This is a genomic window from Intrasporangium sp. (assembly GCF_051961875.1).
GTDB lineage: Bacteria > Actinomycetota > Actinomycetes > Actinomycetales > Dermatophilaceae > Intrasporangium_A.
This window is the reverse complement of sequence record NZ_JBQCCV010000194.1, coordinates 1-25,669: the sequence shown is the minus strand read 5'-3', so window position 1 is coordinate 25,669 and position 25,669 is coordinate 1. Positions and strand designations below refer to the sequence as shown.

General features: G+C 70.3%; 26 protein-coding genes. 11 read left to right on the top strand and 15 right to left on the bottom strand.

The window, feature by feature from the left end; translation table 11 throughout:
- Nucleotides 1-121 precede the first annotated feature (121 nt).
- On the top strand, nucleotides 122-1,060 hold the full coding sequence (locus ACTHJJ_RS11715) for a hypothetical protein (protein WP_440303123.1): 939 nt from the start codon (nucleotides 122-124) through the stop codon (nucleotides 1,058-1,060).
- Complete coding sequence (locus ACTHJJ_RS11710; protein ID WP_440303122.1) at nucleotides 1,057-1,986, top strand: aminoglycoside phosphotransferase family protein; 930 nt, start codon at nucleotides 1,057-1,059, stop codon at nucleotides 1,984-1,986. The genes ACTHJJ_RS11715 and ACTHJJ_RS11710 overlap by 4 nt, the downstream gene beginning before the upstream one ends.
- A gap of 68 nt (nucleotides 1,987-2,054) precedes the next feature.
- Here the strand turns inward: ACTHJJ_RS11710 and ACTHJJ_RS11705 are convergent, their stop codons facing one another.
- Nucleotides 2,055-2,813 carry an IclR family transcriptional regulator gene (locus ACTHJJ_RS11705; protein WP_440303121.1) on the bottom strand — a complete coding sequence of 253 codons (759 nt, stop codon included), beginning with the start codon at nucleotides 2,811-2,813 and terminating at the stop codon, nucleotides 2,055-2,057.
- Nucleotides 2,810-3,994, bottom strand: coding sequence for an amidohydrolase family protein (locus ACTHJJ_RS11700; RefSeq protein WP_440303120.1), 1,185 nt, complete (start codon nucleotides 3,992-3,994; stop codon nucleotides 2,810-2,812). Before ACTHJJ_RS11700 ends, ACTHJJ_RS11705 begins: the two co-directional genes overlap by 4 nt.
- Before the next feature lie 197 nt (nucleotides 3,995-4,191).
- On the opposite strand from ACTHJJ_RS11700, the gene ACTHJJ_RS11695 reads away from it, so the two are divergent.
- The 6 genes from ACTHJJ_RS11695 (at nucleotide 4,192) to ACTHJJ_RS11670 (ending at nucleotide 12,268) form a co-directional block, all read left to right on the top strand.
- Nucleotides 4,192-5,073 carry an ABC transporter substrate-binding protein gene (locus ACTHJJ_RS11695; RefSeq protein ID WP_440303119.1) on the top strand — a complete coding sequence of 294 codons (882 nt, stop codon included), beginning with the start codon at nucleotides 4,192-4,194 and terminating at the stop codon, nucleotides 5,071-5,073.
- Nucleotides 5,074-5,078: 5 nt separating this feature from the next.
- Nucleotides 5,079-5,879 carry an amino acid ABC transporter permease gene (locus ACTHJJ_RS11690; RefSeq protein ID WP_440303118.1) on the top strand — a complete coding sequence of 267 codons (801 nt, stop codon included), beginning with the start codon at nucleotides 5,079-5,081 and terminating at the stop codon, nucleotides 5,877-5,879.
- Nucleotides 5,876-6,685 (top strand): amino acid ABC transporter ATP-binding protein, encoded by an 810-nt coding sequence (locus ACTHJJ_RS11685; RefSeq protein WP_440303117.1) that lies wholly within the window; start codon nucleotides 5,876-5,878, stop codon nucleotides 6,683-6,685. Before ACTHJJ_RS11690 ends, ACTHJJ_RS11685 begins: the two co-directional genes overlap by 4 nt.
- Before the next feature lie 39 nt (nucleotides 6,686-6,724).
- The gene (locus ACTHJJ_RS11680; protein ID WP_440303116.1) at nucleotides 6,725-7,900 is read left to right on the top strand and encodes a trans-sulfuration enzyme family protein; all 1,176 of its coding nucleotides are present in this window, start codon (nucleotides 6,725-6,727) and stop codon (nucleotides 7,898-7,900) included.
- Nucleotides 7,897-10,206, top strand: coding sequence for a transketolase-like TK C-terminal-containing protein (locus tag ACTHJJ_RS11675; protein WP_440303115.1), 2,310 nt, complete (start codon nucleotides 7,897-7,899; stop codon nucleotides 10,204-10,206). Before ACTHJJ_RS11680 ends, ACTHJJ_RS11675 begins: the two co-directional genes overlap by 4 nt.
- Before the next feature lie 70 nt (nucleotides 10,207-10,276).
- The gene (locus ACTHJJ_RS11670) at nucleotides 10,277-12,268 is read left to right on the top strand and encodes a thioredoxin domain-containing protein (RefSeq protein WP_440303114.1); all 1,992 of its coding nucleotides are present in this window, start codon (nucleotides 10,277-10,279) and stop codon (nucleotides 12,266-12,268) included.
- On the opposite strand, the gene ACTHJJ_RS11665 is transcribed toward ACTHJJ_RS11670, so the two are convergent.
- Together ACTHJJ_RS11665 and ACTHJJ_RS11660 are read right to left on the bottom strand one after the other, a co-directional pair.
- A complete protein-coding gene (locus ACTHJJ_RS11665; protein ID WP_440303113.1) occupies nucleotides 12,258-13,034 on the bottom strand; it encodes an FAD:protein FMN transferase in 777 nt (258 codons plus the stop codon). The genes ACTHJJ_RS11670 and ACTHJJ_RS11665 overlap by 11 nt on opposite strands.
- An 11-nt stretch (nucleotides 13,035-13,045) precedes the next feature.
- Complete coding sequence (locus ACTHJJ_RS11660) at nucleotides 13,046-13,294, bottom strand: FMN-binding protein (protein WP_440303112.1); 249 nt, start codon at nucleotides 13,292-13,294, stop codon at nucleotides 13,046-13,048.
- On the opposite strand from ACTHJJ_RS11660, the gene ACTHJJ_RS11655 reads away from it, so the two are divergent.
- Nucleotides 13,293-13,538 (top strand): hypothetical protein, encoded by a 246-nt coding sequence (locus tag ACTHJJ_RS11655; protein WP_440303111.1) that lies wholly within the window; start codon nucleotides 13,293-13,295, stop codon nucleotides 13,536-13,538. The genes ACTHJJ_RS11660 and ACTHJJ_RS11655 overlap by 2 nt on opposite strands.
- A 135-nt stretch (nucleotides 13,539-13,673) precedes the next feature.
- Here ACTHJJ_RS11655 and ACTHJJ_RS11650 read toward each other — a convergent pair whose 3' ends face one another.
- Nucleotides 13,674-15,086 (bottom strand): ferredoxin reductase family protein, encoded by a 1,413-nt coding sequence (locus ACTHJJ_RS11650; protein WP_440303110.1) that lies wholly within the window; start codon nucleotides 15,084-15,086, stop codon nucleotides 13,674-13,676.
- A gap of 157 nt (nucleotides 15,087-15,243) precedes the next feature.
- Here ACTHJJ_RS11650 and ACTHJJ_RS11645 point away from each other — a divergent pair, with 157 nt between their 5' ends.
- Nucleotides 15,244-15,462, top strand: a complete 219-nt coding sequence (locus tag ACTHJJ_RS11645; protein WP_440303109.1) for a hypothetical protein — start codon at nucleotides 15,244-15,246, stop codon at nucleotides 15,460-15,462.
- Nucleotides 15,463-15,468: 6 nt separating this feature from the next.
- On the opposite strand, the gene ACTHJJ_RS11640 is transcribed toward ACTHJJ_RS11645, so the two are convergent.
- The 5 genes from ACTHJJ_RS11640 to ACTHJJ_RS11620 all read right to left on the bottom strand — a co-directional run bounded on the left by ACTHJJ_RS11640 (nucleotide 15,469) and on the right by ACTHJJ_RS11620 (nucleotide 20,622).
- The gene (locus ACTHJJ_RS11640) at nucleotides 15,469-16,266 is read right to left on the bottom strand and encodes a TSUP family transporter (protein WP_440303108.1); all 798 of its coding nucleotides are present in this window, start codon (nucleotides 16,264-16,266) and stop codon (nucleotides 15,469-15,471) included.
- Nucleotides 16,263-17,003 carry an HAD family hydrolase gene (locus tag ACTHJJ_RS11635; protein ID WP_440303107.1) on the bottom strand — a complete coding sequence of 247 codons (741 nt, stop codon included), beginning with the start codon at nucleotides 17,001-17,003 and terminating at the stop codon, nucleotides 16,263-16,265. The genes ACTHJJ_RS11640 and ACTHJJ_RS11635 overlap by 4 nt, the downstream gene beginning before the upstream one ends.
- Entirely contained in the window at nucleotides 17,000-18,766 is a 1,767-nt protein-coding gene (locus tag ACTHJJ_RS11630) for a proline--tRNA ligase (protein WP_440303106.1), read from the bottom strand. The genes ACTHJJ_RS11635 and ACTHJJ_RS11630 overlap by 4 nt, the downstream gene beginning before the upstream one ends.
- Nucleotides 18,767-19,145: 379 nt before the next feature.
- Nucleotides 19,146-20,021 (bottom strand): RNA polymerase sigma-70 factor, encoded by an 876-nt coding sequence (locus ACTHJJ_RS11625; RefSeq protein ID WP_440303105.1) that lies wholly within the window; start codon nucleotides 20,019-20,021, stop codon nucleotides 19,146-19,148.
- A 10-nt stretch (nucleotides 20,022-20,031) separates the two neighbouring features.
- On the bottom strand, nucleotides 20,032-20,622 hold the full coding sequence (locus ACTHJJ_RS11620) for a carboxymuconolactone decarboxylase family protein (protein WP_440303104.1): 591 nt from the start codon (nucleotides 20,620-20,622) through the stop codon (nucleotides 20,032-20,034).
- A gap of 132 nt (nucleotides 20,623-20,754) precedes the next feature.
- Between ACTHJJ_RS11620 and ACTHJJ_RS11615 the strand changes: the two genes are divergently transcribed.
- On the top strand, nucleotides 20,755-21,600 hold the full coding sequence (locus tag ACTHJJ_RS11615) for a GNAT family N-acetyltransferase (protein ID WP_440303103.1): 846 nt from the start codon (nucleotides 20,755-20,757) through the stop codon (nucleotides 21,598-21,600).
- A gap of 16 nt (nucleotides 21,601-21,616) precedes the next feature.
- Here the strand turns inward: ACTHJJ_RS11615 and ACTHJJ_RS11610 are convergent, their stop codons facing one another.
- The 5 genes from ACTHJJ_RS11610 to ACTHJJ_RS11590 form a co-directional block, all read right to left on the bottom strand.
- Nucleotides 21,617-22,441 (bottom strand): GNAT family N-acetyltransferase, encoded by an 825-nt coding sequence (locus tag ACTHJJ_RS11610; protein WP_440303102.1) that lies wholly within the window; start codon nucleotides 22,439-22,441, stop codon nucleotides 21,617-21,619.
- Between the two features lie 124 nt (nucleotides 22,442-22,565).
- The gene (locus ACTHJJ_RS11605) at nucleotides 22,566-23,456 is read right to left on the bottom strand and encodes a ribonuclease Z (protein WP_440303101.1); all 891 of its coding nucleotides are present in this window, start codon (nucleotides 23,454-23,456) and stop codon (nucleotides 22,566-22,568) included.
- Nucleotides 23,449-24,120, bottom strand: coding sequence for a uridine kinase (locus ACTHJJ_RS11600; RefSeq protein ID WP_440303100.1), 672 nt, complete (start codon nucleotides 24,118-24,120; stop codon nucleotides 23,449-23,451). The genes ACTHJJ_RS11605 and ACTHJJ_RS11600 overlap by 8 nt, the downstream gene beginning before the upstream one ends.
- Nucleotides 24,121-24,129: 9 nt before the next feature.
- The gene (ispG, locus tag ACTHJJ_RS11595) at nucleotides 24,130-25,293 is read right to left on the bottom strand and encodes a flavodoxin-dependent (E)-4-hydroxy-3-methylbut-2-enyl-diphosphate synthase (RefSeq protein ID WP_440303099.1); all 1,164 of its coding nucleotides are present in this window, start codon (nucleotides 25,291-25,293) and stop codon (nucleotides 24,130-24,132) included.
- Nucleotides 25,294-25,310: 17 nt separating this feature from the next.
- On the bottom strand, nucleotides 25,311-25,669 hold a 359-nt coding region (locus ACTHJJ_RS11590; protein WP_440303098.1), incomplete at its 5' end, for a site-2 protease family protein.

Below are 25,669 nucleotides of genomic sequence, written 5' to 3'. Positions count from 1 at the left end.
TGAGCACCAACTCTAGGGGACGCCGCGCCGTCCCTGCGCCCCGCGCCGGACATGCCATGATCTCGCCATGGGCGCCGGCGGCAGGAGGGAGACAGTCCCGTCCAGTTCTGCGGTCCGATCAGTGCCCACCGTCTCCCGACGCGCCGTCCTCGCCGGCCTGGTCGCGTCTGGGGGCCTGCTCGCCGGATGCGGGCTGCGGCTGGACCTCCCGCAGCCTCCGCCACCCGTCCCGACGAGGGAGTCGGTACCGGACGAACACCTCCTCGTGGGCTTCGTCCATGACGTCCGGGGCCTCCTCGCGCTCGGAGAGCTGCTGTCCAAGGCGGATCGGGCCGGAGCCCCGGTCGGCGATGCACTGCGACTGCTCCGTGAGCAGGACACCGTGCTGACGGGCCGGCTCACCAACGAGGGCGTCCCGACCTCTGTGATCGACGCGGCGCAGGGTCCGGCCACGAGCGGGGCCACGAGTGCTGCCCCCGGGCCGGCGTCGGGACCGGCCGCCTTCGGCAGGGTGCTCGTAGCCGTACCGTCCGGACGCTGGGAGTCGATCGCCTCGGCAAGTGCGAACAACCGGACCGTCCTGCTCTCCGCCACCTCGGCCCGCCTCGCCGTGGCAGCCGGGCTCGGCACCACGGTCCCGCTCTCGCGGACCGGCCCGCAGACCCTCCACACGGCTCTCGTCGAGCACACCGCACCACTGGTCTACGGCTTCGAGGTGGTGGCGGCCCAGTCCGTCGACGCGGCCCGCAAGGCGGCACTCGGCACTCTTGACGCCGTCCGGCGCCTGCTGGCCGACCTCGGCCCTGAGCTGCCGGGAGGCGCGCTGCCCGGTGGGTGGCAGCTGCCCTACCCGGTCACCACGCCCGAGGCGGCCGCCAGACTCGCCAAGGACCTCCTCGCTCACGCGATCGACGCGACGACCACCCTGCTGCAGACCTCCGTGACGGCAGCTGGTCTGGCAGAGGTCGCCACCTGGAGCGCCCGCGTCCAGGCGCTCGGCCCAGCACACGGCATACCTCTTATGGCCTTCCCCGGTACGAGCGGAGCCGCGCGGCCGTGATCGACCTCATCCCAGCCCACTTCGCGCACCGGATCAGCACCTATCCCGCCGACGGCCACCTCTCGGGAGAGGACTGGATCGCCGAGCTGCCGCGCCTGCTGGCCGACCTGCTCGACGAATGGGAGCTCGAGCCGATCGGGCCCACCATGACGGGCGTCTGCTCGATCGCCCTGCCGGTCCGCCTCCTCGGCTCGCACCGCGAGCTGGCCGGCGTAAGCGGCGAGGCGGTCCTCAAGGTCAGCTGGCCCCATCCGGAGGCGGCGACGGAGTCGCTCGCACTCCAGGTGTGGAACGGACATGGCGCGGCCCGTCTCTACCGGGCCGATCCCGCACGTTTCGCGATCCTGCTCGAACGCCTCCACCCAAGGGACCTGAGCCGCGTCGACATCGACACTGCCTGTGAGGTCATCGGCGGTCTGCTGGCGACACTCCGCCGCCCGCCGCACCCGCGCATCCCACGACTCGACGACTATGCGGAGCGGCAGGCCGTCGAGCTGCGGGAGGCGCGCCCGGTCATCCCGCGACGCTACCTCGACCAGGCGGCCGCGCTCGCCCGGGAGCTGGTGGTCCGTCCACCCGGCGAGGACCGGCTGCTGCACAGCGACCTGCACTACTTCAACGTCCTCGGTGCCTATCGCTCGCCGTGGCTCGCGATCGACCCCAAGCCGATGGCGGGTGACGTGGCGTTCGAGATCGCACCGTCCCTCTGGAACCGCGCCGAGGAGCTCGGCACCGGATCCGAGATCCGGTGGTCCCTGCGACGCCGGCTCGAGATCATCTGTGAGCGCGCCGGCATCGACGAGGGTCGCGCCCGGGCGTGGACGATCGTCCGGGAGGCCGACAACGCCCTGGAGGCCGCGGACGACCCCGACGGCCATGACCGCGTGAGCCTGGCGGTGGTCATCATCAAGGCCATGAACGACTGAGCCATGAGGCGCCGACGGAGCCAAGGCGTGAGGACACGAGCGACGAAGGAGCGAGGCCGCCGCTGCGGTCAGTCCTGCGGCACGCCACCGATTCTCTGAGTCACTGTGTGGACGGCGGCGAGGAGATCCTTGCCGATCTGTTGCCAGCCGTCCGGTGTTGTCGCTCCGGTCGGCCCGGCCGCACCGAGCGTCAGCGTCACGGAACCCATGTGGTCGAAGACCGGTGCCGCCAGGGCCGTGACCCCTTCTTCGAGGGTGTCCTCCACGAGGGCGAACCCGGTCTCGTGGATGCGCCGGAGCTCGCGGTCGAGTGTCTGGGGACTGGTGAAGGTGCGGGAGGCCATTTTCGGCAGCCCGCCGGCCTTGACCCGGTCGAGCAGGGAGGGAGAGTGCGCGAGAAAGACCAGTCCCGAGGCTGAGGCGTGGAAGGGTATCGGGGTGCCAAGGGGCGCGAACTCCCCACCCCCGTGCCGAGGCAGTCGGGCGGCTTCGATGACGCTGTTGGATGCAGCGACATTGACCGTGACCACGACGGGGTGCCGACCGGCGAGGCGCTCGCCCTCGCCGATGGCCGCGTTGATGGCATCGGCCGATTCGAGGGCGCGGTGTCCGAGGGTGATGAGACGGGGACCCAGGTTGTAGCGCTTCGTCTGGGGGTCCTGGACGACCATGTCATGTTCGACCAAGGTGGCCAGCACCCGGTAGATCGTCGCCTTGTTGGCCTCGACTGCCTGGGCGATCTCGGCGAGGGTTGCGGGCTGGTTCTGCGCCAGCGCGTCAAGGGTGCGCATCGCCCTGGAGACCGCCTCGATCGTGTAGCCGTTCACGCGGGGACCTCCTCGGTCGAGGCGATGCAGCCGTTGCGGAACACGGCCTGGATGCGCCCGAGTGTGGAGAGATCCTCACGGGGGTCCGCGTCGAGGGCCAGCAGGTCCGCGGCGTATCCGGGGGCGAGTCGGCCGACGTGCTCGCCGAGCCGACAGGCGGCTGCAGCTGTCGTGGTGGCTGCTGCCCAGAGCTGTACCGGAGAGAGTCCTGCGTCCTCGAGAACCTGGAGCCCGGCGAGATGGTCACCGGGCATGACGCCCGGGATGCCAGTGTCCGTCCCGAGGGCGATGGGTACGCCGGCTTCGTTCAGACGGCTGATGACCTCGACCGCCTCATCCCGGGTGGCCCAGGGCAGCGGCTGGTTCCACACGGAGCTCACGGTGGGAATGGCGATGGTGCCGTTCTCGACGAGCAGGTCCAGTGCTGCGCGGTCGACATCCACGCCGCCCGGGGTGGCCATCGAGCAGTGTTCGATGGTGTCGACTCCGGCCATGGCTGCCACGATGATCCCCCTTGTCCCGTGGGCATGGGCCGCGACCGCCATGCCCTGGTCGTGCGCGGCGGTGACGACGCGTTCGAGCGTGTCGAGATCGTAGACGGAACGGTAGGGCGTGTCGCCTTCTGCGTGCATGAAGCCGCCGGTGAGCATCACCTTGATGACCGCGGCCCCTTCGCGATGGCGCCGGCCGATCGCCCCCAGCAGCTCGTCCAGGCCATCGCACTCGGTGGCCATGTAGGAGCAGTGGCCCCCGGTCGCGGTGAGCGGTTCGTTGGCCGCGACGACTCTGGGATAACGAGGGTCACTCCCCCAGCCCGCGGCGAGCTCGGTCACGGTCGTCCCGATGCAACCCAGGTCGCGCACCGTGGTCACTCCGGCCCTGACCATCGCGGCAGCGTTGCTCCTGATGAGGTCACCGAGCGCGGCACGGTCGCCGGAGCACATGGTCCTCTCCGGATGTGCGCTGCCGTCGAACCCGAGGTGGACGTGTGCGTCGATGACGCCCGCAGTGACGACCGCGTCGCCCAAGTCGTGGACGCGAGCGCCAGCGGCCACGAGTGCCGCGGGGTAGACGCGAACGATTCTCCCGCCGCGCACCTCGACGACATGGTCGCTCAGGGCCCTCGAGAACGGGTCGGCGACCACCGTGGCGGCTCTGAATCCGATTGTCTCGCAGGTCATTTCACTATGCATCAGCTCGACAGACCCCTTCGTCTCGGCTTGGCCCGCTGGGGGCAGCGCAACGTCTGCCGGGGCTCGTTGACCCCTTGACAGTTGCTCGGCACTCCTGCAGTGTTCTGCATCACCCAGTGATATCGCATCTCACTGAGTGAAACAACCCTCAGGACCAGCGCGTCTTCCGAGCCAAAGGAGCCATCGTGAAGCGATCCCTTTCTGCCCTCGCTCTTGCCGCAGCCGCCTCGCTTGCCCTCGCGGCCTGCGGCTCGGCAGCCGACGGCTCGACCCAGAAGCCAGGCGCCTCCGCGGCACCGGGCGCACAGGTGCCCGCGGCGGTCGCACAGGCGGGCAAGTTCACCGTCTGCGTGAACATCGCGTACCCGCCCTACGAGTTCTTCAAGACCGGCACTCAGGAGCCGGACGGCAGCGACATCGAGATCGCTGCCGCGGTCGCCAAGCACTGGGGCGTCCCGGTCGAGTACTCGAACATCGGCTTCGAGGGACTCATCGCCGCGGTCAATGCACGCAAGTGCCACGCCTCGATCAGCGGCATGTCGCCGCTGCCGAAGCGCCTCGAAGGTGCGAGCTTCGTCGTCTACCAGCAGAACGGCAGCCTCATCATGGTCCCGAAGGGCAACCCAGGAGGGGTGACCGACCTGGAGACGCTGTCGGGCAAGCGGGTCGGCGTCATGCTCGGGAGCAGCCAGAGCAAGGTGCTCGAGGAGGCCAGTGCGGACCTCGAGAAGGCCGGCAAGGCAAAGATCACGATCGCCACCTACCCGAAGGACACGGACGCGCCGGCCGCGATGGTCGCGGGCAAGCTGGACGCCTACTTCGCCGCCGGTCCCTCGATCATGGGCCGGGTCAAGCAGGCCCCGGACTCGTTCGAGGTGGTCGGCGACCTGCAGCGCCCCGAGCTCCTCGCCGCGGTGACCCGCAAGGACGACAAGGAGATGCTGGCGGCACTCAGCACGACGTTCAAGCAGCTCTACAGCAACGGGCGGATGGCCGAGATCCTCGAGAAGTGGGACATGAGCAAGGAAGCACTGCCTGACTCGCTGCAGGGCGAGATCCGCGAGTGACCTCGATGGTTGCCACCCTCCTCCACACCGCCACCGGCCCCGACCAGATCGACTGGGGCCTGCTCGTCAGCCGGATCTTCAACCCCGGTGAGGCGTTCTGGCCGGCGCTCGTGCGCACGGTCATGATCGCCGTCCTCGCGCAGCTCCTCGGCATCGCGCTCGGGCTGGTGTCCGCCTTCATGCAGCGCTCGCGGCACCGGGTGCCCCGAGCACTGGCGGGGACGTACGTCTACCTGGTCCGCGGGACCCCGGTGATCGTGCTGGTCTTCTTCATCTACTACGGCGGCAGCATGCTGGTCGGGGTCGACCTGTTCCCGGACCAGGTGAGCTTCGGCCTGTTCACGGTGAGCGGCGCCGTGCTGGCCGGCATCGTCGGGCTCGGCTTCGCCGAGGGGGCCTACATGAGCGAGATCATCCGCTCGGGCATCAGCTCGATCGACACCGGGCAGTTCGAGTCGGCAGCGGCCATCGGCATGGACCGGGCGATGACGATGCGCCGAATCATCCTGCCGCAGGCTGCCCGGGTGATCGTGCCGCCGTTGGGCAACCAGTTCAACGGAATGATCAAGATGACCTCCCTGCTGGCGTTCATCGGCGTCTACGAGATCTTCCTCGACACCCAGGTCCACTACTCGAACACGTTCAAACCGGTCGAGAACTTCGCCGCCGTGGCTGTCTGGTACATCGTGCTGACGACGATCTGGAACGTGGTCCAGCGGCTCATCGAGCGCCGTCTCGGACGGAGCGACCACGGTCCCCGTGTGACGACCGAGCCCGTCAAGCAAGCCGAGGAGGCTCTGCTGTGAAGACTCCCGATGATCGACCCGTCGTGTCGGCGCAGGATGTCCACAAGTCCTTCGGGGACCTCGAGGTGCTCCGCGGTGTCTGCCTCGACGTGCACCCCGGTGAGGTCGTGTGCATCATCGGGCCGTCCGGGTCCGGAAAGACGACCTTCCTGCGGTGTCTCAACGCACTGGAGACCCACGAGGGTGGGCGCGTCCTCGTCAGCGGGGAGCTCGTCGGCCAGGTCGAGGACCGCAACGGCCGGCTGGTCCCGGCCAAGGGTCGAGATCTGGCCCGACAGCGCCGGAGCATCGGATTCGTCTTCCAGCGGTTCAACCTGTGGCCTCACAAGACGGTGATGGAGAACATCGTCGAGGGCCCGACCCGGCTGCTGGGCGTCCCCGAGCAGGAGGCACATGAGCGGGCCAGCAAGCTGCTCAAGCAGGTCGGCATGCTCGACAAGTCCGCTGCCTACCCGAACACGCTCTCGGGCGGACAGCAGCAGCGGGTCGCGATCGCGCGGGCGCTGGCGATGCAGCCGGCCGTGATGCTGTTCGACGAGCCGACCAGCGCGCTCGACCCGGAGACCGTCGGCGAGGTGCTCGCCGTCATGAAGGAGCTTGCAGCGCAGGGTACGACGATGGTCGTGGTCACGCATGAGATGCAGTTCGCCCGCGAGGTCGCCGATCGCGTCGTGATGATGGACCACGGGGTCGTGCTCGAGCAGGGACCACCTGCGCAGATCTTCGGCGCCCCGCAGCACGAGCGGACCAAGCGCTTCCTCAGCCGCATGGGTGGGCACGAGAGCTGTGCCTGCGCCCCGGCCTGACGTGCATGACGCATTGATACGAGCAACAGGAGAAGGACGATGACTGAGCACGACTACGGCTTCACCACGCGCGCCATCCAGGCCGGAGAGACCACGGACCAGGCGACCCGCGCGCTGAACACGCCGATCTACATGACCTCCACGTTCGCGTTCGAGTCCGCCGCTGACAAGGAGGCCGCGGTCGACAACGCACTCGAGTGGATGCCGGACACCTTCTTCTACACCCGGACGGGCAATCCCACGACGGACGCGCTGGAGAAGAAGCTCGCCTCCCTCGAGAGCGCCGAGACGGCCGCCGTCGGGCCGGCCGGCATGGCCGCCTGCGCGACCGCGCTGCTCAGCGTGCTGGACGCCGGTGACCACTGTGTCGCCAGCGAGGACGTCTTCATCATCACCCGGTTCCTGCTCGACGACTTCCTGAGCAAGAAGGGCATCGAGGTGACCCGGGTCGACGTACGCGACCCCGAGATGGTCCGCGCCTCGATCCGCCCCAACACGAAGGCCTTGTTCATCGAGTCGCTGTCCAACCCGCACATGCACGTCGCGGACATCCCGGCCCTGGCAGACATCGCGCACGCCGCGGGACTCTGCTTCATCGTCGACAACACCTTCCTGTCCCCGGCCGTGCTGAGGCCCCTGGAGCTTGGCGCAGACATGGTGGTGCACTCGGCGACGAAGTACATCGGCGGTCACGGCGACGCGCTCGGCGGCGTCGTGTCCGGCTCCCGCGAGGTGATCAACGGGGTGCGCTACCAGATGGACACCCTGGGGGCGGCCATCAGCCCCTTCAACTCATGGCTCATGCTTCGGGGGCTGCGGACGCTGTCGCTCCGCATGAAGGCCCACTCGGCGAATGCAATGGCGGTGGCGAAGTTCCTCGAGGGTCGCGACGAGGTCGAGTCCGTCTGGTACCCGGGCCTGCCCAGCCACCCGGGTCACGCCGTGGCTACGTCGATGGGGATGACCGAATTCGGCGGCATGATGTCGATCCGGCTGCACGGCGGCGTCGAGGCGATGGAGCGGTTCGCGGCCGCGCTGCGCCTGTCCGCGATCGCGGTCAGTCTCGGAGACGTGCGGACGCTCGTGTACCCGATGCCCAAGCGCGACAACCTCATTCGCCTGTCCATCGGGTGCGAGGACATCGAGGACCTGGTCGCCGACTACGACCAGGGCCTCGTCGCGGCCAGTGCGCCTCTGCAGATGGCACTGTCATGACGGCCGAAGCGACGATGCCGGCTGTCGGGTCAGCCACCCTGCAGGCGGTCGAGGACCGGGTCCTGTGGCTCGCAACCGCGATGATCGACCATGCCAACCGGGTTCGGCCCAACAGCTCCGGACTCAAGGTGGGCGGACACCAGGCGTCCAGCGCGTCGATGGTGACCATCATGACGGACCTGTGGTTTCGCCATCTCCGTCCGGAGGACCGTGTCTCCGTCAAGCCCCACGCCTCGCCGGTCCTCCACGCGATCAACCACCTGATCGGCGAGCTCGATGCCTCATACCTGACCACCCTGCGCCAGCTGGGTGGCCTGCAGTCCTACCCCTCCCGTGCCAAGGACCCCGACCCGGTCGACTACTCGACCGGGTCGGTGGGGATCGGCGCGACGGCACCGATCTGGGGGGCGCTCTCTCGACGCTACGTGGACGGCTTCCGGGGTACCGCCGGGCGAGGCCGGCAGTACTCACTGGTCGGTGACGCAGAACTGGACGAGGGCGCTGTCTGGGAAGCCGTGCTCGACCAGCACGTGGAGAACCTCGGCGAGGTCGTCTGGATCGTCGACCTCAACCGCCAGTCGCTGGACCGGGTGGTGCCACGGATCGCCACTGGGAAGCTGAACGGCATGTTCGCGGCCGCCGGCTGGCAGGTCCTGACGGTCAAGTGGGGTCCGCTGCTGGAGGGCCTCTTCGCCCGGCCCGGCGGGGCGGCTCTCCGAGCGCGGCTGGACGACATGTCGAACGCCGAGTACCAGCGTCTGCTGCGTCGAGACGTGGTCGGCCTGCGGGAGCACCTCCCGGCGGGCGACCCGGGCATCAGCGCGCTGCTGGCAGAACTGGCAGACGACCAGCTGACGGCGGCGGTCCGGGACCTGGGCGGGCACTCGTTCGAGGCGCTCGACGAAGCGTTCGCGCAGATCGACGACTCCCGACCGACGGTCATCTTCGCCTACACGGTGAAGGGCTACCGCCTGCCCACCCAAGGACACCCCCAGAACCACTCGGCGCTGCTCAACGGCCAGCAGATGGTGGAGCTCGCCGCTGCCCTTGGTACCGATCTCGATGACCCTTGGGCTCCTCTGGAGCCCCACTCCCCCGCGGCCGACCTGTGCCGACTCGTGGGGCGCCGGCTTCGCCGTGATCCCGTCGTCCCGATCGAACCGCCCCGGGTGCCCATGGACTTCGGGCGAACCCCGTCGGGTGTCGCCACCACCCAGGCTGCTCTGGGACGCGCCCTGCTCGACCTGACCCGGGAGGCGCCCGCTGCCGCGAGCCGGGTCGTCACGGTCAGCCCGGACGTGTCGTCCTCGACGAACCTTGGCGGCTGGGTGAACAAGGTCGGCGTATGGTCCACCGAGGGCGAACGCACGAACTGGTTCGCCGACGACGCCGAGACCATCCTGCACTGGCAGGAGCAGGCCGAGGGCCAGCACATCGAGCTCGGCATCGCCGAGGTCAACCTCGTCAGCCTCCTCGGCGAGCTCGGCGCGACATGGTCGCGCTGGGGCGAACCCCTGTTCCCCATCGGGGTCATCTACGACCCGTTCGTGCATCGCGCGCTGGAGCCATGGACGTATGGCGTGTACGCCGGCGGCCAGTCAATCCTCGTCGGCACCCCCTCCGGAGTGACGCTGGCCCCGGAGGGCGGCGCGCACCAGTCGATCACCACGCCCTCCGTCGGGCTCGAACAGCCTGGCGTGCTCACCTACGAGCCTGCCTTCGCCCTCGACGCCGAATGGACCGTGCTGGAGTGCCTGTCACGTCTCGGCAGACCCGATGGCACCGCGGCATACCTTCGACTCTCGACGCGGCCGGTCGACCAGAAGCTCGCCTCCGTCCCCACGGACCCGGCCGCCCGGGAGCGCCGTCGCCGCCAGGTCGTCGCCGGCGCCTACCCACCTCGGCGCACCACCGCGCCACGGCTCACCATCGCCGTCATGGGTGCCCTCGTCACCGAGGCGCTGGCCGCCGCGGACCGGCTCACGAACGAAGGGATCGCCACCGATGTCGTCTGCGTCACGAGCCCTGACCTGCTCTACCGGGCGGTTCAGGGACGCCACGGCCGCGAACGGGCTTCCTCATGGGTGCTCGAGCAGTCATTCCCGGCGGACCGGGCGACCCCGATGGTGACGGTTCTCGACGGTCATCCACATACCCTGGCGTTCCTGGGCACGATCAACCACGTGCCCGTCACGTCACTGGGCGTCACGCAGTTCGGCCAGTCCGGCACCTTGGAGGAGGTCTACCGTCTCCACGGCATCGACACCGACAGCATCGTCATCGCGGCGCTGGACCTGATCGGTTAGCGGTCCCCGCGATCGACGACGGACGACTACCCTCGACGTCGGTGTGGTCGCCGCCGCGTAGCGTGGCTGCATGGCCAACCGCCTTCAGGACGCGACCTCTCCCTACCTCAGACAGCACGAGGACAACCCGGTGCACTGGCAGGAATGGGGCGATGCCGCCTTCGCGGAGGCCCGGGACCGGAACGTCCCGGTGCTGCTGAGTGTCGGCTACGCGGCGTGCCACTGGTGCCACGTCATGGCGCACGAGTCCTTCGAGGACGAGGGCGTCGCGGCGGTGCTCAACGAGGGCTTCGTCTCGATCAAGGTGGACCGCGAGGAGCGGCCCGACATCGACGCCGTGTACATGGCAGCGACGACCGCGACGACCGGTAGCGGCGGCTGGCCGATGACGTGCTTCCTCACCCCCGAGGGCGAGCCCTTCTTCTGCGGGACCTACTTCCCGCGGGAGCAGTTCCTGCGGTTGCTCGCCGCCATCGAGGACGCGTGGCGCACCCGACAGGCCGAGGTCCGGGCCAGTGGGACGCACATCGCGACCGCCCTCGCCCAGGCGACGACTGCGCCCGGCACGGCCGGCATCGACGAGCAGGTGCTCGCGACGGCGACCGCCCGGCTCGCGACCACCTTCGACGACGCGAACGGCGGGTTCGGCTCGGCCCCGAAGTTCCCGCCGTCCATGGTCCTAGAGTTCCTCCTGCGCCACCACGCCCGGACCCGCACACCGATGGCGCTCGACATGGCCACCCGGACCCTCGAGGCGATGGCACGGGGGGGCATCTACGACCAGCTCGCCGGAGGGTTCGCCCGCTACGCCGTCGACGCGTCCTGGGCGATCCCGCACTTCGAGAAGATGCTCTATGACAACGCCCTCCTGCTGCGGGTCTACCTGCACTGGTGGAAGGCGACGGGGTCGGCCCTAGCGCTGAGGGTGGTCGAGGAGACGGCGGAGTTCCTGCTGCGCGACCTCCGCACCGACGAGGGTGGCTTCGCCGCCTCGCTCGACGCCGACACGGAGGGGCACGAGGGCCACACCTACGTCTGGACCCCGGCGCAGCTCGTCGAGGTCCTCGGCGAGGAGGACGGGCGAGCGGTCGCGGACGTCCTCGGCGTGACACCCGCCGGGACCTTCGAAGGCGGCACGTCGACGTTGCAGCTGACTCAGGATCCCGTGGATGCACACTGGTTCGGGGACATCCGGGCCAGGCTGAAGCAGGCCAGGGCCGGCCGCCCACAACCGGCGCGCGACGACAAGGTCGTCACCTCCTGGAACGGCCTCGCGATCGCGGCGCTCGCCGAGGCCGGCGCCGTGCTCGGACGCCCCGACTGCGTAGCGGCGGCCCGGGACTGCGCGTCCCTCATCGTGTCCGAGCACCTCGTGGAGGGACGCCTGCGACGCGCATCGCTGGGAGGGAAGGTGGGCGCGGCCGCCGGGGTCGCGGACGACTACGGCAACCTCGCCGAGGGACTCCTCGCCCTGCACCAGGCCAGCGGCGAAGTCCAGTGGCTCCACGTGTCCGGCGAGCTGCTCGACCAGGCACAGACGCGCTTCGCGGATCCCGACGGCGGTTTCCATGACACCGCCTCGGACGCGGAGCAGCTCTACCTGCGGCCCCGGTCGGGCTCCGACAACGCGGAGCCGTCAGGACAGTCGGCCCTCGCAGGGGCCCTCGTCACCTTCGGCGCGCTCACCGGCAGCAGCGCGCATCTCGAGGCCGGCCGACGGGCCGTGAACGCATCCGGTGAGATCGCCGTGCGCGACCCCCGGTTCGCAGGGTGGACCCTCGCCGTCGCGGAGGCCCTGGCCGCCGGCCCGCTCGAGGTGGCCATCGTCGGCACGGACGACGTGGCCGCCGAGCTGCTGTCCGTGGCCCGGGCCTCGACCAGCCCCGGTCTCGTGCTCGCGTCCGGCAGCCCCGACGCCCCCGATGTCCCGCTGCTGCAAGGACGGCCACTGGTGCGGGACGCCTCGGCGGCGTACGTCTGCCGCGGGTTCGTCTGCGACGTCCCCGTGACAGATGCGCCGGGCCTGCGGGCCCGACTGGGTGGGGCTGCCGTCAGAGACTGAAGGCCCGGTAGGCGGGAGCGGACCGGGCGAAGGCCTCCTGCGCCGACTCACCCCCGACGAAGAGGGCCGTCGCCCAGATGTCCGCCCACAGCAGGGTCGGCCCGACGACCGTGACGGAACCCGGTCGACCGACCATCTCCCCCGACAGGGGGTCGTAGAGGTGGGCCCCTCGAGCAGCCGTGCCCGACGTCGCGACCGCTCCGCAGGTCAGCTCGACGGTCCTCGCGAGCATCGTGCGGTCTCGCGGGTCCTCGATGCCGACGGTCCAGCTGATCGCCCGCTCGCCTTCGCTGGGCAGCTCCGGGTGCGCGCCGACGAGGAGGTCGCCGCCGGCGTTGATGCAGAACGAGGTATCGGGCAGCTGCGCCAGGGTCGCTGCGGCGCGGTCGACGGCCCACCCCTTGACCAGGCCGGTCGGGTCGAACGCCAGGTCTCCCTCCCCGAGGGGCAACAGGGTCGTGAACGCGCCGGCAGTCAGTCGCTGGGCATCCTCCCCCAGACGCCACGCCTCCGCGACAAGCGGGACGCAACCGTCGAGGGTGACCTCATCGCGGCGCAGCCGCATCACGTCTGAGTCGGGACGGTACGTCGAGAAGATGTGGTCCATCTCCCGCAGCGAGGCGTATGCCGCTGAGACGGCCTCCGCGGCGTCCGGCCCGCGGACGTCGTCACCCTTGAGGTGGATGCTCATCGGCATCCCCATGATGTTCTCCACCCATCCCCGACGCTCGGGCAGGCGGTGACGGCTCGGTGAATCGACGCTCATGGCCTCGCTCCTCACAGGTGCGCCCTGTCGATCGCGGACTGCAGCGACTGCGTGTAGCCCTCCCACGTGTAGGTCGCCCCGGAGACGACGTCGATGTGCGCGGACTGCGCCTTGACCGCCTCGTCGTTGTACACCGGCACGGCCTGCGAGTTGATCATCTGGTCGTGCCGGTCCTCCATCGGCACCTGCGTCACGTTCGCCGCGGTGATCTTGCCCTTGCTGACCGTGATCTGCACCTGGACGTTGCCGTAGCGTGTCATGACGGCCTCACCGGTGACGCTCCGAGTGGCCGACGAGCCGCTCGCTGACGCGCCGCTCGAGCTTCCGGAGCCGGACGAGCCGCCCGACCTGGACGAGCTGGACGAGCCGGACGCGCTGGACGCGCCGGACGCGCCGGACGAGTCGCTGGAGCCCGAGCAGGTGGAGCCGCTCGACGAAGCGGTCGGCAGCGCTCCTGGCCGGGTCTCTGCGGTCACCGCCGTCGCGTTCCGGGAGGTCGGATAGGTGAGGAGCAGGACGACCACCGTCAGCGTGCTCATCACCCAGTAGACAATGCGTCTCATCGAGTCTTCCTTCGGTCACGAGGTCTACAGGGAGCCGGCCGGCGCCGGCGGTCGGGCATGGCCGCCCGATCAGGAATCAGTAGGCGAACTGCTCCGTGTGGAGGGCCTCGTCGGGGACGCCGCACTGGCGCGCCGCGGCGACGACGGCGTCCATCCAGGCGGTTGGCCCGCAGACGTAGACGTCCCGCTCGGCGATGTCCGGGACGAGGTGGCGCAGCGCGGTCCCGTCCGCCCACCTCGAGTACTGCTCGGGCAGCCAGCTCTCGCGCTCCTGGATCCGCGGTCCGGCCAGCATGTAGAACCGGCCCCCGCGGGAGCGGGCCAGGTCCTCGAGCTCGCGCCCGAGGACGTCCTCGCCGGAGCGGACCCGCTGGATCACGACCGTCCGGTCCGGCCCGGCGGGCAGCGACTCGAGCAGCGCTCGGAGCGGCGTGATCCCGATACCCGCGCCGATCAGGACGGCCCGGTCGCTCGTCGCGACCCCCTCATGGAGCCGTCCGTACGGCCCCTCGATCGCGACCGGGACACCCGGGCGCAGCCCCGCCAACCGCCCGGTCGAGTCGCCGACCACGCGAGCCGTGATCCGCAGGCTGCGTCCGTCCGGTGCGGCCGAGAGCGAGTAGGGGTTCGCCCGAGTCCAGCCCGGCCCGTCGAGGAACCGCCACTGGAAGAACTGCCCGGCACGCACGGGGAGCCTCTGCAGGTCGCGCCCGGTCACGTGGACCGAGACGAGCCCGGGGGCCTCCGGGACGACACGATGCACGACCAACCGGTGGCGCCGGGAGCGGAGGAACGGCAGGAGCAGGCGGAAGACGACGACGGCAGCGAGCACGGCGGCATACAGGCCCCACCAGAAGATGGTCGACACGGCGCTGGCCCGGAAGTCGGTGCCCGTCCAGAGCTGGTGCGGGAGGGCCAGCCCCGCCCCGAGGTACGCGTAGAGGTGGAGCAGGTGCCACGACTCGTAGCGCAGCCGATGTCGCGCGCGGCGTATGGAGGTCACGACGACCATCCCGAGGGCCAGCGTCCCGGCGAGCGCGAGCAGCATCCCGCCCGAATGGAGGACCTGGTCGACGAACGTCCCGACCACCCCGAGGGTGGTCCCATTGGCGTAGCCGAGGGTGACCAGCACGATATGGGCGAGCATCAGCCAGATCGAGGTGAAGCCGACGAGGCGGTGCACCCGTGCGAGCTCGTCCTGCCCCCACGCCTGCTCGACGAGCGGGACGCGGGCCATGAGGGCCACCTGGATGAGGAGGAGCACCGAGGCGAGCAGGCCGGTCAGGCGCCCCACGCTCGTGAGGCCGTCCCCCCAGCTCGTGAGGTCCCCGAGTCCGCCGCCGTGGACCCACAGGGCGACGACGAACAGCACGAGCGCCCACGCGGTCGCCCCGGTGAGGTCCCGCCACCACAGCGGGGTGGCACCCCGGCGGACCCGACCAGGGGCGGGGTCGGAGGTCGTCGTGAGGGACACGGTCGGGCTGGTCATGTCGACGAGCATCGTGGCGCGACCTGTCCGCCTGCTGTGAGCGTCGCTGGGGCCGCGTATGAGCGAGAACACAGCGTATTTTCAGGCTGGCTGGGTACCTATGGCCGAGGACCACGGCGGGAGGTACGTCGCGGCCATCATCTGAACGGGGCGGCACATGATGAACAGGACTGACTCCAGGTCGCTGCGGCACCTGGCCAACGAGCTGGCGCGGGTCGAGGAGGGCATCCGCCGGACGCGCGGGATGATGGGCCCGGTCGAGGCCGAGCACGACGAGGGACTGCGGGCCCTCATCGCGAGGCGTGACGAGCTCGTCCGGCTCGTGGGTGTGCGCCGCGCGTCGGCCCATGGGCCGAAGCAGCGGGTCGCCGTCTAGACCCCGTCACGGCTGGTGGGCTCCGGCCCACCAGCCGAGCATGCTTCCGGTGATCTTGACGATGAAGGCCGTCACGATCACGACGAAGACGGCTCGGACGAAGCCACTGCCCTTCGCGACCGCGGTGCGCGCGCCGGTGTAGCCGCCGAGCAGGTTGGCCCCGGCGATGACGAGGCCGACCTTGACCATGACCAGTCCCATCGGCGCGAAGAGGGTCAGGGCGCCGAGGTTGGTCGCGAAGTTGGCGATCTTCGCCTTGGCGCTCGCCTCGAGGAAGGCGTAGCCGAGCAGCCCGACGAGCGCGAAGACGAGGAACGAGCCCGTTCCCGGGCCGAGCGCCCCGTCGTACACGCCGATCACGAAGCCGGTCGCCATCGCGAGGACGGTGTGCTTCGGGCCGTGGAAACGGCGGATCGACTCGCGCCCGAGGTCGGGCTTCAGCAGGGTGTAGGCGCCGACGACGACGAGCAGCACGAGGATGATCGGGTTGAACATCGACTTGGGGATGTGCAGCCCGATGAGCGCTCCCCCGATCGACCCGACATAGGCGACGGCCGCCATCGGCAGGGCGGTCTTCAGGTCGGGCCGCACCCGGCGGTAGTACGTCAGGGAGCTCGTCGCCGTACCGAAGATCGAGCCGAACTTGTTCGTCGCGAGCAGCTGGGCGGGGCTCGCACCCGGGAGGCCGATGAGCAACGCGGGCAGCTGGATGAGCCCGCCGCCGCCCACCACGGCGTCGATCCAGCCGGCCGCGAAGGCCGCCACCGCGAGGAAGAGGAAGGTCGTGAGGGTCGGGTCCGTCATCGGACCGTGTCGCCCCACGAAGCGACGATCGTGGCGATGTCCGCGAGCTCATGGGCGACGGCGTCAGGCGTCGCCTCGTGGGACACCTGCTGAGAGACGGGGATCCGGGAGTGCGGGATCCAGATCGCTCGCATGCCGACCTGCTGCGGGCCGTGGACGTCCTCGTAGGACCGGTCACCCACGTAGACGCACTCCTCGGGCGCGACCCCGATCGCCTCGGCGGCGTGCCGGAAGATCTCGGCCTGTGGTTTCACCCAGGGCGTCTCGCTCGAGTACACGTCGCCATCGATGAGGTGCAGGACGCCGTCCCGCTCGAAGATCGACCGGTGGTAGTCCCGGTCCCAGATGGTGTTCGACAGCACGCCGACCCGCAGTCCCGCTCCCCGAAGGCCTTCCCAGAGGGGCGCCACCGCCGGGTCGGTGAACGTGTGCGGCTCCCAGAACGAGCGGTATGCCGCCGTGCCGGCCTCCGTCAGCTCGTGACCTCGGGCGAGCCCGCAGGACTCCAGGATCTCGTGGAGGCGGGCGCTCGCCCCGTGCGAGCGGCCGCGCTGCCACGCGAGGTCCTCAGCGGCATACAACCGGGCGGCGAGGTTGTCGCGCGCACAGGCGAGCGTCCCGACGCCATCGGCGAAGGCGGCCCACTGCGCCAGCAGGTCGACCTCGTGCCAGGGGGTGATCGTGCCGCCCCAGTCGAAGATCACGGCCCGCACGGGGGCGCCGGGACTGCTCGTCACGCGCGACCGACCTCGGCGAGGATCTCGGCAACGGCTCCGGTGACCGGCACCTCGCGGCGCTCACCGCTGCGGCGGTCCTTGACCTCGACGACGCCGTTTCCGAGGCCCTTGCCGACGACGACGATGGTCGGGACGCCGACGAGCTCGGAGTCCTTGAACTTCACGCCCGGGCTCACGCCCTTGCGGTCGTCGACGATGCAGGTGAGGCCACGGCCCTCGAGGTCGGCGGCCAGCTGCTCCGCGGCGGCGAAGACCTCCTCGTCCTTACCGGCGGCGACGATGTGGACGTCCGCGGGCGCGAGCTCACGCGGCCAGACGATGCCGGCCTCGTCGTGGTTCCCCTCGACGACGCAGGCGACCGCGCGGGAGACGCCGACGCCGTAGGAGCCCATGGTGACGGTGACGAGCTTGCCGTTCTGGTCGAGCACCTTGAGGTCGAGGGCCTCGGCGTACTTCGTGCCGAGCTGGAACACGTGTCCCATCTCGATGCCGCGGGCGCTCTCGAGGACGCCGTCGCACGCGGGGCAGGGGTCGCCCGCGCGCACCTCCGCGGCCTCGATCGTGCCGTCGGCGGTGAAGTCGCGGCCGGCCACGAGGTCGATGACGTGGCGGCCGGGCTCGTTGGCGCCGGTGACCCACGAGGTGCCCTCGCTGATCCGCGGGTCGAGCAGGTAGCGGATCCCGGTGGTGCCCTCGAGCCCGAGGGCACCGGGGCCGATGTAGCCCTTGACGAGGCCGGGGTTCGCGGCGAAGTCGGCGGCCTCGAAGGCCTCGACCTCGGCCGGCGAGACCTGCGCTTCGAGCCGCTTCTCGTCGACCTCGCGGTCGCCGGGGACACCGACGGCGAGCGGCTCCCGCGTGCCGTCGGGGTGGACGAGCATGACGACGACGTTCTTCAGGGTGTCCGCGGCGCTCCACGGACGGTCGTCCCGGGGGAACCGGTCGTTGAGATGGTCGACAAGCGTCTCGATCGTGGGGGTGTCCGGCGTGTCCTCGACGTGGGCGGCGGGGGCGTCCTCGTACGGCACCGGGCGCGGAGCCGGCACGCGCACCGCCTCGACGTTCGCGGCATACCCGCAGCTCGTGCAGCGGACGTAGGTGTCCTCACCGACCTCGGCGGTGGCGAGGAACTCCTCGCTGCGCGAGCCTCCCATCGCGCCCGACATGGCCTGGACGATGACGTAGTCGAAGCCCAGCCGGTTGAAGATCCGGACATAGGCGTCGCGATGTGCCTGGTAGCTCTTCTCGAGCCCGGCCTCGTCGATGTCGAAGCTGTAGGAGTCCTTCATGACGAACTCGCGGCCGCGCAGCACCCCGGCGCGCGGGCGCGCCTCGTCGCGGTACTTCGTCTGGATCTGGTAGAGGCTGACGGGCAGGTCCTTGTAGGAGCTGTAGAGGTCCTTGACGGTGAGGGTGAACAGCTCCTCGTGCGTCGGCCCGAGCAGGTAGTCCGAGCCCTTGCGGTCCTTGAGCCGAAAGAGGTTGTCGCCGTACTCCGTCCAGCGGTTCGTCGCCTCGTAGGGCTCGCGCGGCAGCAGCGCCGGGAAGATGAGCTCCTGCGCCCCCATCGCGTCCATCTCCTCGCGGACGACCCGCTCGACGTTGCGCAGGACCCGGAGGCCGAGCGGCAGCCAGGCGTAGATGCCGGGGCTGACCCGACGCACGTAGCCGGCGCGGACGAGGAGCTTGTGGCTCGGGACCTCGGCGTCCGCCGGGTCCTCGCGCAGGGTGCGCAGGAACAGGGACGACATGTGCAGGGCCACCGGGTCTCCTTCGAGGTACGTGAGGCGAACCACCGAAGGATATCTTCCGTATGCCGCTCACCTCCCGCCCGTTTCGTCCGCCCTGCCACTGCCGCCCGCATCGCGAGTGCGATCCCGACGATCGAGAGGGCGATCGCGACGATCGAGAGTGCTGTACTTCGGCTCGAGAGCGCGGCTTCCGGACGTTCCCTGCGGCCGCCGGACGGCGGCTGCGGCCCCGGGACGATCACGCTGGGCCTCGCCGAGAGAGTCGGCTCCGGCACGGTCATCGGCATCGATGCCGTGGAGGCGCCCCTGGCCGCCGCGCGTCAGTTCGCAAGCGAGCGCGGCGACGACCGGACGCGCTCGCGATCACCCACGGCGAGATCATCGCCCGGGTCTAACGCGACAGCGTCGCCGCCGCGTCCAGCCGGGCGAGCTTGTCGGGGTTTGCCACGGAGTAGATCCGCGTGATCCGCCCGTCCTCGACCGTGACGGAGAGGGCGGCGGCCAGCGCACCGTCGACCTCGACGAGTGCGCCGAGCCCGCCGTTGACCCAGGCGGGGCTCGCCACCGGACGCATCCCGAACTTCTCGAAACCACCGAGCACGTAGGCCACGAGCCTGGCGGCACCGACGACGGGCCGCCTCGCCGCGCCCCGGACCTTTCCGCCACCGTCGGCGACCGCGACCACGTCGGGCGCGAGGACGTCCATGAGTCCCTGGAGGTCGCCGGTGTTGAATGCTCGCAGGAACCGCTCGAGCACCTGCTGCTGTTCCGTGCGGTCGACCTCCACGCGCGGCCGACGCGCGGCGACGTGCTGCTTCGCTCGATGGGCGATCTGCCGGACGGTGGCCGACGGCTTGTCGACCGCCGACGCGATGTCGGTGTAGGGCATGTCGAAGACCTCGCGCAGCACGAAGACGGCTCGCTCGGTCGGTCCGAGGGTCTCGAGCACCGTCAGCGTGGCCAGCGACAGGCTCTCGGCAAGCTCGACGTCCTCCGCGACATCCGGGCTCGTGAGCAAGGGCTCTGGGAGCCACTCCCCCGGGTACTCCTCGCGCCGGCGGGAGACGGTCCGCAGGTGGTTCAACGCCTGCCGCGTCACGATGCGCACGAGGTAGGCGCGAGCGTCACGGACCTCGTCGTGGTCGACAGCGGCCCACCGCAGCCAGGCCTCCTGCACGACGTCCTCGGCGTCGGCGGCCGAGCCGAGCATCTCGTAGGCGACCGTGAAGAGGAGGCCGCGGTGGGTGACGAACGCGTCGACGTCCATGACGCTCACTCTAGGAGGCGTGGGGCACCGCGGAGCGCGCCGCCAGCGGCGGCAGGCCGCAGGCGTCCGAGAAGTGCTCCGAGCTGATCCCGAGAGCGATGTTCGAGCGTGCGGTGGCGTTCATCAGGCCGACCCGTGCGCTGAGCTCGAGCAGACCCGCAGGGCCGAGGTCGGCCAGGAGCGCGTCCGAGAGCTCGTCGGTGACGGCAACCGGTGTCTGGCACATCGCCTCGGCATACTCCATGACCCGTCGCTCGACCGGCGAGAAGGCGTCCGACTCGCGCCAGCGCGGCACCTCGCGGGCCTTCGCCTCGTCGAGCCGATGGTTGTGAGCCATGAAGTAGTGCAGGTCGAGGCAGAAGCTGCACCCGATCGACGCAGCCGCCGCCATCGTCGCGAACGAGGCGAGGTTGGAGTCCAGGGCGTCCCACTTCTCGGACTTGCGCCCGATCGACATGAGGTCGAGCATCACGCGGCGGTGGTGCCACATGACGCCGACGGAGTCCGGTACCTTCCCGAGCATCCTGCGAGCGCCCACCTTCACCAGCCCTCCGTACAGGCCCGTGACCTCGGCGGCAGGGATCCTCGTCTTCTCAGCCATCTCTCCTCCAGGTTTCTCGGTGTGGATCGTCGACATGAAGACACCGGCCGGGTGCCATCTGTGACACGTGGCCGGGGACAGAACGGACAAGTGGGGTGACGCTGACCATCGGCGGCTGGGAGATTGGGCCGTATGCCGCTCACTTCCACCACGTTCACGTGCACCGCCGATCCGGCCGAGGCGCGCGAGTGGGTGGCCCCACTCGTGTCGCGGGAGCCGATGTGGCTCAGCGTGACCGCCAGCAACATCGAGGCCCTCGTCGGCGACCCGAGCCGCTGCGAGAACCCCCGCTGGTGGGTCGGGCGGGACGAGCACGGCGGCGCGGTTGCCGCGTTCATGCACACTCCCCCACACCCGCTCCACGTCGGTCTCGCAACCGCTGAGCAGGCCTGCAACCTCGCGGGTCTGCTGCTGTCAGAGCCGGGTTCGCTCCCCGGGGTGGGTGGGATACGGATCGCGGCGGAGGCGTTCGCCGCCGAATGGGCACCCTCGAGGGACCTCGCCGTCCAGACGCAGATGGAGCTCGGCGTCTACGACCTGCCAGTTCGGCCGCGGCTGCGCTTCGCAGTTCCGGGTCGCTACCGCCGCGCTACGGTCGACGACCTCGGCGTCACGGACGGGTGGGCGCGCGACTTCCACGCGGCGGTGGAGGCGACTGGCGCGGCGCCCTCCACTGGTCGATACATCGATGCCGGTCGTGTGGGTCTGTGGGAGGACGAGTCCGGGCAGCCTGTCTCGATGGCGTACGCCTCGGTGGCCAGCGGTGGGGTGACGCGCGTCTCCGGCGTGTGGACGCCGCCCGAGCGGCGCGGCCACGGCTACGCGTCGGGTGTCGTCGCGGCCCTCAGCGCCGAACGGATGGACGACGGGGAGCAGTGCATGCTCTACACCGACCTCGCCAACCCGACGAGCAACGGCATCTACCAGGCGCTCGGCTACCGCCGCATCGGTGACAGCATCACGCTCGCGTTCCAGTGAGCCTCCATGCGGGGACTCAGAGCAGGATGGTGCGGAACTCCCCGACCTGCTCGAACCCGCATCGGGCGTAGGTCGCTCGGGCCGGCGCGTTGTAGTCGTTGACGTAGAGGGAGACCTCGTCGGCGAGGCGGTCGAGGACCTGCTCGACGACGGCGGCCATGGCAGGGACCGCGAGCCCCTGCCCGCGCAGGCCCGGGTGGACCCAGACGCCCTGGATCTGCGCGCAGCCGAGGGCCAGCGACCCGACGTCCGCCTTGAAGACCACCTCGCCGTTCTCCACGCGCACGAAGGTGTGCCCCTGCCGGATGAGGGCCGCGATGCCGGAGCGGTAGCCGCGGTCGGAGCCGAAGTAGGGTGGATAGCCGATCTCCTCGGTGAACATGTGGGCGGCCGCGGGCAGGACGATGTCGACCTCGTCGGGCCGTGCGGGCCGGACCCGCTCGTCGATGTCCACCTCGAGGCGGGACGGCGGGGTGGAGGTGGTGAGCAGCGGTTGGCGGGCCCGGACGGCCCGGACCGGACCCCAGACGGGGGCTAGCTGCTCCCAGAGGGCAGCGACCTCGTCGCTCGGCCCGAAGATCGAGGCGCAGAGGCGCCGCATCTTGCCGATACGGGCCGCCAGCGCCGACACGCCGTCGTCGTCGAGCCCGACGGGCACGATGTTGGCCGAGACCCAGGCGAGACCGTCGAGGTCGCCGTCGCGGTAGTGACCCAGGAGCGCCCCCGGGTGCCGGCGGAGCGCGCCCTCGGCGATGCGGGCCGCGACGAAGACGCCCGCGGCGCGGTCTCGCGCGCAGACCTCCATCGCCGCGTCCTGGTCGGCGAGCCCGAGCGGTCGCACGGGCACACGTTGGCGGAGCACATCCACAGCCTGCCGCCCCAACCTCACGCTGTCACCTCGGCGCGCTCCACCATTCACCCTTCGGACACACCATCATCCCCCACGGCGCTCGCCGTTCGCGCGTTCAGACGGCGTGACGGCGGCGCCGCAGAGGGAAACGATCGAGGTCGGCTGCCGCCGCGACCTCCGCCCCGCCGGCGCACGCGACCGCCTGGCGGCGCAAGGCGTCGAGGTCGAGGTAGCGCGACGAGAAGTGGGTGAGCACGAGGCTTCGGGCACCGGCGGACGCCGCCAGCGCACCCGCCTGCCCGGCCGTGAGATGGAGGTATGCCGCTGCCAGCTCGCTCTCCTCGTCGGCGAAGGTGCACTCGGCGACGAGGAGGTCGACGTCCTGCGCCAGCACCTCGGCGCCATGGCACGGCGCCGTGTCCATGACAAAGGCGAACTTCTGCCCGGGTCGCACGACGCTGACCTCGTCGATCCGGACCCCGGCGAGCCGCCCCTCCTGCTGCAGCCGTCCGACGTCGGGTCCGGAGATGCCCACTGCGCGGAGTCGCTCGGGGAGCATCGTGCGACCGTCGGGCTCGACGAGCCGGTAGCCATAGCACTCGACACGATGGCGAAGCGGCGCCACGGACAGCCCAGGCGCGACCTGCCCCGCAGCGCCGTGCGGGTGCAGACGGAGGTCGAGTGCTCCCGTGGCGAGCGAGACGAGCGCCCGCACCAACGGCTCGCCCGAGGCCGGGTAGTGCAGGTCGACGCGGTGCTCCGCGCCGTCGAGCGCCATCCGGGAGAGCACACCGGGCAGGCCGTAGGAGTGGTCGCCGTGGACATGGGTGAGGCAGATCCGGGTGACCTGGCTGGCCGACACACCCGCGAGGATCATCTGCCGCTGGGTTCCCTCGCCCGGGTCGAAGAGGAGCCCCTCGCCGTCCCACAGCAGGAGGTAGCCGTTGTGGTTGCGCGTCCGGGTCGGGACCTGCGACGAGGTGCCGAGGACGACGAGTTCACGCATCGGCGCGAACCGTCAGTCGCGGCCGGTCGAGGTCGGTGTTGTCGAAGACCCACGTCGCACGCTCCCGAGGCCGTGCCTCGGCGACGTACAGCCGCTGCCCATCGACGTAGCGGCGGTTCGTGGACGCCTCCGGGTCCGGGTCGTGGGCTCCGGGGAACCGGGCGTTCCCCCGGGGGACGGAGACCTCGAAGGGGACGTCGACGAAGATCGCCCCGTCCCACACGTCGGCGAGCCCCGGCCGCTGGAGAAAGATCCCGTCCACGACGAGCACGGAGTCCTCTCCGACCGGCACGGCCGGCACCTCGATGCGCAAGTCCTGCTCCACGTCATTGACGGCGGGCGTGACCGGCTCACCGCGCCGGAAGGGGTCGAGGACGGCGGCACGGAACGCGTCGTAGTCGTAGGAGTCGCGGTAGAAGGACTCCGGCCCCGTCCCGTTGCGGTAGCGCTCGGACCGTGGCCGATGGAAGCCGTCGATCGAGACCCGCACGACGTCTCGCTCCCGCACGAGGAGCCCGGCGAGCTCGTCCGCGAGCACCGTCTTGCCGGCCCCGTCGACCCCGTCCACCGCGATCGCAATGCGCTCCGACGGGAGGAGCTCACGGACGCGGTCGGCGAGAGCGCGCACGGCGGCATACCGCTCGGGTGAGCGGAACCCGGCCATGCCTGAAGGTCAGCCGACCGTGACGGTCGGCGCGCCTGCCGTCTCGTCGTCGACCGGCTCGCCCATCTCCTCGGCGATCCGCATGGCCTCCTCGATGAGCGTCTCGACGATCTGGCTCTCGGGGACGGTCTTGATGACCTCGCCCTTGACGAAGATCTGGCCCTTGCCGTTGCCGGAGGCCACGCCGAGGTCGGCCTCGCGCGCCTCGCCGGGGCCGTTGACGACGCAGCCCATGACGGCGACGCGGAGCGGGACGGTCAGGCCCTCGAGCCCCGCGGTCACCTGGTCGGCGAGCGTGTAGACGTCGACCTGCGCGCGGCCGCACGAGGGGCACGAGACGATCTCGAGCTTGCGCGGGCGCAGGCCGAGGGACATGAGGATCTGGTTGCCGACCTTGACCTCCTCGACCGGCGGGGCCGAGAGAGAGACGCGGATCGTGTCGCCGATGCCCCTCGAGAGCAGCGCGCCGAATGCGGTCGCCGACTTGATGGTGCCCTGGAAGGCGGGTCCGGCCTCGGTCACGCCCAGGTGGAGCGGCCAGTCGCCGCGCTCAGCCAGCAGCTCGTAGGCCCGGACCATGGTCACCGGGTCGTTGTGCTTGACCGAGATCTTGAAGTCGTGGAAGTCATGCTCCTCGAAGAGGCTCGCCTCCCAGACGGCCGACTCCACCAGGGCCTCGGGCGTGGCCTTGCCGTACTTCTCGAGCAGGCGCTTGTCGAGCGAGCCCGCGTTGACGCCGATGCGGATCGACGCGCCGTGGTCCTTGGCCGCCCGAGCGATCTCCTTGACCTGGTCGTCGAATCTCTTGATGTTGCCGGGGTTCACGCGAACCGCCGCACAACCCGCCTCGATCGCCGCGAACACGTACTTCGGCTGGAAGTGGATGTCCGCGATCACCGGGATCTGCGAGTGCTGGGCGATCTGCGGCAGCGCGTCCGCGTCGTCCTGCGAGGGGCAGGCGACCCGCACGATGTCGCACCCAGCCGCCGTCAGCTCGGCGATCTGCTGGAGCGTGGTGTTCACGTCCGCGGTCAGGGTCGTGCACATCGACTGCACCGAGATCGGCGACTCGCTGCCGACCCCGACCTTGCCCACCTTGATCTGACGCGTGGGCCGCCGAGGAGCAAGAACGGGCGGCGGCGGGGCAGGCATACCCAAGGAAACCGAGGTCATGCACCCATCGTATGGGGCTAGGAGATGGAGACCGGCGCCACGATGTCCGCGTAGATCAGCACGACACTGATCAGGAGCAGCAGCGCGGCCATCGCATAGGTCAGCGGCAGCAGCTTGCCGGCGTCGATGACACCCGGATCCGGTCGACCTCGCAGGCGAGCCCACCGACTCCGGACGGCCTCGACCAAGGCGGTTGCTACGCCGGCACCGTCGAAGGGCGGCAGCGGAACCAGGTTCACCAGTCCGAGGAACAGGTTCAGCCCACCGAGCAGCAGGATCAGGGCCACCAGCTTGTCGGTGACGCTGAAGGCCTGCTGGGACGCAACCTCGCCGGCCACGCGCCCGGCGCCGACAACACTCATGAGGCTGTTGGGGT